This is a genomic window from Actinospica sp., from assembly GCF_035552695.1.
Classification (GTDB): Bacteria; Actinomycetota; Actinomycetes; order Streptomycetales; family Catenulisporaceae; genus Actinospica.
In genome coordinates this window covers 1-6,425 of record NZ_DASZKT010000132.1, presented here as the reverse complement: position 1 = coordinate 6,425, position 6,425 = coordinate 1, and the positions used below count along the sequence as shown (strand labels likewise).

Annotated in this window: 5 protein-coding genes; 1 reads left to right on the top strand and 4 read right to left on the bottom strand. The window is 70.5% G+C overall.

Annotated elements, in window-relative coordinates:
- The 4 genes from VG296_RS16885 to VG296_RS16870 all read right to left on the bottom strand — a co-directional run.
- The coding region (locus tag VG296_RS16885; RefSeq protein WP_325566694.1) for an Hsp70 family protein at positions 1-468 on the bottom strand (468 nt) is incomplete at its 3' end.
- A gap of 506 nt (positions 469-974) precedes the next feature.
- Entirely contained in the window at positions 975-2,378 is a 1,404-nt protein-coding gene (locus VG296_RS16880; protein ID WP_325566693.1) for a TldD/PmbA family protein, read from the bottom strand.
- Positions 2,375-3,820 (bottom strand): TldD/PmbA family protein, encoded by a 1,446-nt coding sequence (locus VG296_RS16875; RefSeq protein WP_325566692.1) that lies wholly within the window; start codon positions 3,818-3,820, stop codon positions 2,375-2,377. Before VG296_RS16875 ends, VG296_RS16880 begins: the two co-directional genes overlap by 4 nt.
- A gap of 68 nt (positions 3,821-3,888) precedes the next feature.
- A complete protein-coding gene (locus tag VG296_RS16870; protein ID WP_325566691.1) occupies positions 3,889-5,172 on the bottom strand; it encodes an ROK family transcriptional regulator in 1,284 nt (427 codons plus the stop codon).
- Between the two features lie 236 nt (positions 5,173-5,408).
- On the opposite strand from VG296_RS16870, the gene VG296_RS16865 reads away from it, so the two are divergent.
- A partial coding sequence (locus VG296_RS16865) for an ABC transporter substrate-binding protein (RefSeq protein WP_325566690.1) occupies positions 5,409-6,425 on the top strand: 1,017 nt, incomplete at its 3' end.

The following is a 6,425-nucleotide window of genomic DNA, read 5'->3' as shown; positions in this document are numbered from 1 at the left end:
CCCCGCGTCCTTGGTCGCCGTGCGCTGGGCGTCGTTGAAGTACGCCGGAACCGTGATGACCGCCTCGGTCACCCGCTCGCCGAGCTGCTTGGAGGCGTCCTCGGCCAGCTTGCGCAGGACCAGCGCGCTGATCTCCTCGGGGGCGTACTGCTTGCCGCGCACGTCGAAGCGGGCCGTGCCGCCCGGCCCCTCGACCACGTCGAAGGTGACCGCCCTGACCTCGTCGGCCACCTCGTCGAAGTGGCGGCCGACGAAGCGCTTCGCGGAGTAGATGGTGCCCTTGGGATTGAGAATCGCCTGGCGGCGGGCCAATTGCCCGACCAGGCGCTCTCCGTTGTCGGTGAAGGCGACCACGGACGGCGTGGTCCGGGAGCCCTCGGCGTTCGGGATGACCGTCGGCTCACCGCCCTCCCAGACCGCGATCACCGAGTTGGTCGTGCCGAGGTCGATGCCAACCGCCTTCGCCATGAGCTTCTCCTAGACCGGAAAGGCACCGGCGAGCCGCGCCGTCGACCACCGACTTCGCGTCACGTCGATACGGGCGAAACCCCTCAAATACGAGAAATCCCCTTCGCTTCAAGTCCTATCACCGGTGGTGCCTTGCCGCGACCCGGACCGCGTCGGGTGCACCGCTTACCCGCGGCGGCCGATGCCCAGGTCGCGCGGGGTGGGCGGCCCGGAGGCGGCGCGTCGGCCATGCCCGATCAACGCCTGGACACGGATGTCGGACCGATACGTAATGCCCGCGCCACTCCCTGGATTGCTCTACGAACGCGGCGGCAAGCGACGGGAGAGGCGATCGTCATGGGATCTCTCGAAGAAGTCAACGATCTGCGGGATCGGCTCGAGCCGGCCCGGGAGTTCGGCGAGGTGCGCGACATCGGCGGCGCCCGCCGGGACCGCCCTGACCGACAGCGGCCGACAGAAGGTCGTCGAGAGCGCGCCGGAACACGTCGCGCAGGTCAAGCGGCGACTCAGCCCGAAGACCCGCCGGTGAACTTCCAGGCCGCCAAGCGAAGGCCGGGAGCCGTCGCCGAATTGGGGCCGTAGTTGTACGGCAAGGCGATCGCGTGGCCGCCGATCGCGAGCACGTTTCCCGGACCGAGCGCCTCGGAGTACGACTGGGTGAACCGCAGGTTCTTGACCGGCCGCACGATATCTCCGTTCTCGATCAGCCATGTGCCGTTGCGCGTCAGGCCCGTCATCACCACGCGGCGCGGATCGAGGCAGCGCGTGTAGAAGTGGTCTGTGACGAGGAGGCCGCGCTCGACCTGGGCCACCAGCGCCTGCACCGACGAGTTGGACACCGGCCCCTCGACCTCGACCTCGCCTGGAGCCGATCCGGGCGACGGCTCCAGGCGGATGTTGTTCGGAGACATGCCGAAGGAGGCGCTACCGTCCTCGGCGAAGCCGTTGCTGGCGATGCCGGCTTCGGCTGCCGAGCGCCGGTCGTAGGCGGCGCCGCGGCTGACTCCGTTCTCGACCAGGACCAGGCGGCTGCGCGGTGTGCCCTCGCTGTCGAATGGGAGACCGGCGGCGAAGGCCGAGACGCCGTCGTCGACCAGGGTGATCGAGGCGTCCATCTGCTGCCTGCCGAACTCCAGGAAGGACTGGCGTTCGTTGACGAGCTTGCCGTTGAATCCGTAGCTCCCCAGGCAGTACAGCACGTCCGCGACCGCCGTCGGCTCCAGCACGACCTCGTATGCACCCGGCTCGATCTCGACCGCGCCGTCCCACGCACGCGCCTTGGCGGCGGCTCGCGCGCCGTGGACCGCGCCGTCGATGTCGGCGATCCGCCGCGACGCCTGGCGCGTGACTCCGTCCGACAGCGACGCGGTCTTCGCGATCGCATCGAGAGCGGCCTCCGTGCACGACCCCGACGCGGCTTGACCGGCCGAGTTCGCGTAGGCGGTGATCCAGTATCGCGTCCGGAAGTACCCGGCCGCCGTGAGATCCTCGACGGCTTCGATGTAGTCGCGCACCCGCGAAGCCCGGTCGGCCGGCGACGCCTCGATGATCGCCTGGTCGACGTCGTGGCTCGGCAGCACCGGCGTCGGCCCGATGAGCCCCGGCCAACCCGGGTCCAGCGGTGAGACCTTGGCCGCCGCGACTGTCCGCTCCACCATCTCCCGCAGCGCGTCCGTCCCGACCAGCGTCGACGACGCAGACGTCGTGCGGCCCTCGCTGTGGATACGGAGCTGCACCCCCGTCGTGGTGTCAGCGACGTTCTGGTGGATGTACGAGTTGGCGAAGCGCGTCAGCGCCAGCGCGACGCGGTTCACCGACACGTCCACGTCGGCGGACGGCCCCGCCGACGCGCGCGCGAGCTCCAGCACGCGCGAGGCGAGTTCGAGCTCTGTCTCGGTCTGCACGCTCATCCGCGCACTCCCACTCGGACGTTGGTGAACCGGGCCGGCGCGGCGGGGTGGCCGGTGTGCCCGGTCTGGCCGGGCTGGCCCTTGCCGCAGTTCGGCGTGCCCCACGGGACGATCTCCGAGGACAGCATGTCCATCGACGCCCAGAACTTCGGGCCGATGCCGGTGTAGGTGGGGTTCTTCAGCATCCGGCCGAGCTTGCCGTTCTTGATCTCGTAGGCGATCTGGCAGCCGAACTGGAAGTTGAGCCGGCGGTCGTCGATCGACCAGGACCGGTTCATGTCCATGTAGATCCCGTCGTCGGTGGCCGCGATCATCTCCTCGAGCGTGTGCGGCCCCGGCTCGAGACCGACGTTGGTCATGCGCACCATCGGCAGCCGGGACCAGCCGTCGGCCCGGACGCTGCCTGCGTAGTCGAGCCCTGCGACGGCCGCGCTCTCGCGCCCGGCGAGCACGCCCTTCCAGATGCCGTTGCGGACCGCGTCGCGCTTGTGCGCCCTGGTCCCCTCGTCGTCCCAGCCGAACGAGCCGAGCGCGCCGGGGTAGGTCGGGTCGATGACGATGTTCATCAGCTCCGAGCCGTACTTGAGGCTGCCGAGCTGGGACAGGTCGAGCCACGAGGTGCCCGCGTACGCGGCCTCCCAGCCGAGAATGCGGTCAAGCTCGATCGCGTGGCCGACGGACTCGTGGATCTGCAGGGCCATCTGCTCGCCGCCGATGATGACGGTCGTCTCCCCCGCCGGGCACTGCGGCGCGCGGGTCAGCGCACGGGCCTCGTCGGCGATGCGGGCGGCCTGCGCGGCGACGTCCGTCTCCTCGACGAGCTCCCAGCCGCGGGTCCCGAACTGGCCGCGGCGCGACGGGTACGAACGCACCTGCGTCTCGCCGTCGCCGATCACGGTGGCGCTGATGGCGGCGCCGCACTCGCGGACGTGCTGGTCGATGCGGTGGCCCTCGGACGAGACGAACCACTTGCGGGTGTCCCAGATGTCGTAGGAACCGGTGGCGATGTCCGCGCCCTGCTTCCGCATCTCGGCGGTCGCGGAGGTGAGCAGGTCGCCCTTGTCCGACAGCGGCACGGACAGCGGGTCGATCAGGCACTCGCTGGCCCAGGAACCGACCTCGGGATCCGACCGAATGAGCGCGTCGCGGTCGGAGCGGCGGTTCGGGACGGTCGCGGAGGCCGCGGCGATCTCGGCGGCACGGACGCCGGCCCGTCGGGCTTCGGCGTCGTCCAGATCGGGGACGCCGAAGAAACCCCAGCAACCTCCGACCAGCGCACGGACACCGACCCCGGCGCTCTCGCGCTGCGTCAGGTCCTCGATGTCGCCGTTGCGGGCGGACATGGACTCGAAGCGGCGGTGCATCACTCTGGCGTCGGCGTAGCTGGCGCCCGCTGCCAGCGCCGCTTCGACAGCGGCATCGGCGGCGTCGAAATGTGTCATGAGCCTGAGCCTATTGCATGACTTACCGCTCCGCTATCGACCGTGCCGGCGAACCGCCGATCGCCCGTTCACCGGCCTCCCGCGATGGCGCTCGGGTCCTGATACACCCGGTCCAGGGCAAGGTACGCGCCGCCGCGGCTCGGCGCGGTGAACCCGAGCGTGGACAGCAGGACCTCGCAGCCCCCGGCGTCCGGTGCCATCACCCGCCTGCTCACCCCCGCGCGCACGCGGTCGATCAGGTACGCCCCGAGGTGGGCGAAGTATCCGCCGAGGACGACGGCTCGCGGGTTGAGCACGTCGGCCAGCAGGGCGACCCCGAGCGCTAGGTCGTCGGCGAGCTTCTCGAGCGCGGCGAGGGTGCGCGTATCACCTCGGGCGGCGCGGGCCGCGACGTCGGCGAGTCGGGTCTCGAGGTCGAGCGAGGGGTCGTGCACAGGGTCTTCGGGGTCCGCGACCGCGCGCAGCAGCGCGGCCATGCCCACCATCGTCTCCCAGCAGCCGCGCCGGCCGCAGACGCACGGATGGCCGCCGGGGTCGAGCGGCATGTGGCCGATCTCGCCGGAGTACCCGGCGGCGCCGCGCAGCAGCTGTCCGCCGGAGATGATCCCGCCGCCGACCCCGACCTCGCCGGTCACGTAAATCATGTCGTGGATATCCTGGTCTTGGACGACGAGGTACTCGGCGATCGCGCCGAGCTTGGCGTCGTTCTCCAGCGCGAAAGGCGGGGCGTCGGGGCCGAGCCGCTCGCGCAGGCCCGCGAGCACCGGCACGTGCCGCCAGCCGATGTTCGGGGCGTAGGCCGTAGTGCCCGCCGCGAAGTCGACCACGCCCGGGGTGGCCACGGTCAGGCCCACACAGCGTGCCCCGGCCGCGTCGGCCGCGACGAGCGCCGCGCGCACGAGCGCTGCGATCTCATCGAGCACTGATTCCTGACCCGAGGCCCCGACGTCCAGGGCGACCCGATGCCGGTAAAGCTCGTCGCCGCGCAGGGTGAGGGCCACCGCGCTGAGGTAGTCGACGCTGACCTCGACGCCGATGCCGCAGAAGCCGCGGCCGTCGATCTCGACGGTCAGACCGGGTCTGCCGACCGCGCCGGAGCGCTCTTCCCGCCCCTCGCGCACCAGGCCGAGTGCGGCGAGCTCAACGACCAGATTGGTGATGGTCGGTTTGGGCAGCCCGGTGTCCGCCGCGATCCGAGTGCGCGAGCGCGGCCCCGAATCCCGCAGCAACCGCAGCACGAGGCCGAGGTTGCTGCGCCGGATCGAGGCGCGGTCGCTCGGCTTGGACGGGCCGGCGAGCTCCACGGCGCCGGCGGCGCTGCCGCGCAGGTCTGCCTTCACCTTCTGTGCCACCTCCTTCGTCGCCCGAGCCCGCGGGTCGAGCATGTGCCCTGCTTCAGGCCGGCCGCCGCGGGCCGAGCAAGTGTCCTGCTTCATTGTGCGCCGCCGCCGACTCGTCGGCGGCCGGTTGGTCCCGGGCCCTTGACGCGGGCCCTAATAGTTTGCATTCTACTTTAACTAATGGGGTCCGGTGCAACGGGGACGCTGCACGAAGACATGGCACGGATCACTCGAAGAGGAGTCAGACGGTGCGTAGGCGTTGGATACCGGCGGCCGCGGCGGCGTGCGCCGCGATGCTGGCCTTGGCGGGCTGCGGTTCGAGCGGCGGGTCCGCGGGAGGCGGCTCGTCGGCGACAGGACCGGTGAAGCTGCAGTTCTGGGGCTGGGCTCCGGGATATCAGCAATCTGTGGCCCTGTGGAACAAGAGCCACCCGGACATCCAGGTGAGCTTCGAGAAGGTGCCCTCCGGCGCGAAGGGCGGCTACACCAAGATGCTGACGGCCGTACAGGCCGGCAACGCGCCGTGTCTGGCGGAGGTCGGCTACGAGACACTGCCGAGCTTCGCCGCGGCCGGCGCGCTGCAAGACGTCACCCAGTACCTCTCCGCCGACCGGAGCCAGTTCGCCGGCTGGACGTGGAACCAGGTGACGATCGAGGGCAAGACCTACGGCGTGCCGGTGGACGTGGCGCCGATGGGCCTGCTCTACAACAAGACCCTGTTCGCCAAGTACGGTGTCGGCACTCCCCCGGCGACCTGGGCGCAGTACGCCGCGGACGCCGCCAAGATCCACCAGGCGGACCCGAGCGTCTACATCGGCTACATGGGCAACGACGCGTACAACTACGCCGGTCTCGACTGGCAGGCCTCGGCGCCCTGGTTCGGCGCCTCCAGCGACGCGTGGCGCGTGAGCATCGACAGCGCGGCAGGGCGGAAGGTCGCAAGCTACTGGCAGGGCCTCGTCGCGCAGCACCTGCTCAACAGCGACCAGAGCTACTCCGCCACGCTCTACAAGGACATGGCCTCCGGTAAGATCCTTTCCGACGTGAACGCCGTCTGGGACGCGCCGATCCTCGCCTCGAGCGTCACCGGCCAATCCGGCCAGTGGGCCGTCGCGCCGATGCCTGTGTGGGACGCCTCGACCCCGGCGTACGGCAACGACGGCGGCTCGTCCACGGCAGTGCTCAAGGGCTGCCAGGACCCGCAGCAGGCCGCCGAGTTCGCGGACTGGATGAGCACGGACGCGCAGTCGGTCACGAACCTGATC